This window comes from Roseitalea sp. (assembly GCF_984466335.1).
Window position 1 is genome coordinate 1 of sequence record NZ_CFIFWG010000250.1, and the last position, 2,430, is coordinate 2,430.

At 66.2% G+C, this 2,430-nt stretch carries 2 protein-coding genes; both read left to right on the forward strand.

What is annotated here, in order from left to right; all coding sequences use genetic code 11:
* Positions 1–1,039 (forward strand): class I tRNA ligase family protein (locus AC5E6L_RS15175; RefSeq protein WP_491774420.1); only part of this gene is annotated, 1,039 nt, incomplete at its 5' end.
* Between the two features lie 307 nt (positions 1,040–1,346).
* Positions 1,347–2,430: outer membrane protein transport protein (locus AC5E6L_RS15180; RefSeq protein ID WP_491774422.1), on the forward strand; the 1,084-nt coding region annotated here is incomplete at its 3' end.

Sequence of the window (2,430 nt, forward strand, 5' to 3'; positions counted from 1 at the left end):
CAATGTCATCGATCCGCTGGAGTTGATCGACGATTATGGCGCCGACGCGCTGCGCTTCACGCTTTCCATCATGGCCGCGCAGGGCCGCGACGTGAAGCTCGACCCCCAGCGCGTCGCCGGCTACCGCAATTTCGGCACCAAGCTGTGGAACGCCACGCGCTTTGCGCAGATGAACGGCGTCGCGCACGCGGCCGGCTTTGCGCCCGAAGACGCAAAGCTCACCATCAACCGCTGGATCCTGACCGAACTGAGCCGCACGGTCCGCGCGGTCTCGGACGGCATTGAAGCCTACAAGTTCAACGAAGCCGCCGGTGCCGCTTACCGCTTCGTGTGGAACAGTTTCTGCGACTGGTATGTGGAACTGCTCAAGCCGGTCTTCGCCGGCGAGGACGAGGCGGCCAAGGCCGAGGCGCGCGCCTGCGCCGCCTTCGCGCTCGACGGCATCTACAAGCTGCTGCACCCTTTCATGCCGTTCATCACCGAGGAACTGTGGGCGCTGACCGGCGAACGCGACGGGCTTTTGTGCCATGCGGACTGGCCCGGGGACGGGCTTGTCGACGCGGCGGCCGCCGACGAGATCAACTGGCTGGTCGAACTGGTCTCGGAGGTGCGCTCGGTGCGCGCGGAGATGAACGTGCCGCCCTCGGCGAAGGGGCCGCTCGCCGTCGTCGGCGCCGGCGAGCAAACCGCCAAATGGCTGATGCGCCACGATCCGGCGATCAAGCAGCTCGCCCGCGCCGACGACATCGTGATCGAAAGCGAACCGCCAAGGGGCGCCGCGCAGATCGTGGTGCGCGAGGCGACCGTCTGCCTGCCGCTGGGCGGCCTGATCGACATCGAAGCGGAACGGGCAAGGCTCGAAAGGGCGCTCGGCAAGGCCAGCCAGGACATCGGCCGGATCGAAAGGAAGCTGGCCAACGACAAGTTCGTGGCCAACGCCAGACCGCACATCGTGCAGGCCGAACGCGACAAGCTGGCCGAAGCGCGGCGGGCGCTCGAAAAGCTTCAGGCGGCGCTGGCGCGAATCGTCGAAATATGACGCTTTTCGGGCGCCGCGATCGTTCCTCTCGGCGATCATGTGGAAAAAAAGCGAAATTGTGGTGATTTTGCAACAGTGCGCGCATCCGTGCCTTGAACGGCGGTTTTCGCGGGCGACGCATAGGAAAATCGAAGTTTTTCGAGCCATCGGCTCTTTGGATTTCACCATCGTTGCGCAAATGCGCGATAAGATGCATGTGCCAATGCTTGTGCGAGGCTGACCTCGCCCGCACGCGCGCGGGATAATGCTTGATCTGCCCGCTTCGTTCCGGTGACAAGGGTTGAGCGAAAAAATGTGGAGGAATCCCATGACGGGGGCATTCAAGGCTTTTCTGGCCGGCGTCGCGGGCGCGACCGTGATGGTCGCCACGGCCCATGCGGGCGGCTTCTCGCGCGGCACCGCGGACACCGACATTCTGTTCGAGGAGGGCAATTTCAACATGCGCGCCGGCGTGTCGGTGGTCGTGCCGCAACGGGGTTATGCGACCATCAACGGCGCGGCCGCCACCGATCCCGACTATTCGGACGCCTATACCGTGCCCACCTTCGCGGTGAAGCTGAACCTGACGGATCATGCGCGCTGCGCCGGCACCTACACTCAGCCCTTCGGTGGCAGCGTCACCTACGGCCCGCAGGCGATCGCGGCCGGCCAGGCCGACGGCACCGGACTGGTGAGCCGGCAGTTCTCGACCGACGAGTTCGGCCTGACCTGCGCGGCGATGTTCGACAATGTGGGCACGTTCGGCGCTCTGGGCTCGGGGCGCCTGTCCCTGATCGGCGGCGTGTTCATGGAGAACTTCACCTATGCCGAGACCGTGCGGTTCCAGGGCGCGATCATCACGGGCGGGCTTCTGGCCGCGGGTCAACCAGCGGCGCTGGCCGGCGCCGTTGGCGGCGCGCTCAACGGCACCGACGGCACGCTGTCCTTCGATGGCGGATACAATCCGGGCTACCGCGTCGGCATCGCCTATGAGCTTCCCCAGATCGAAGCGCGCGTGCAACTGCTCTATCGCAGCCAGGTGACGCACACCCCGACCGGCACCTTCGCCACCGCCGCCGACGCGCTGGCCGGCGGCACCGGCGTTGCGGTCGGCAGAGGCACGCTGCCGCAGTCGCTGGAACTGCGCGCGCAGACCGGCGTCGCGCCGGGCACGCTGGTGTCCGGTTCGGTCAAGTGGACGGATTGGAGCGTGCTCGATAGGCTCGACTACACGGTGACGGGCGGCCCGCTACCCGGCGCGCGCAGACTGGAATTCTTCTGGAGGGACGGCTGGACCGTCACCGGCGGTGTCGGCCGCCAGTTCAATGACTGGCTGTCGGGCTCGGTCAGCCTGACCTGGGATCAGGGCGTGTCGACCACCGAGGACGTCTTCACCGACACATGGACGCTGG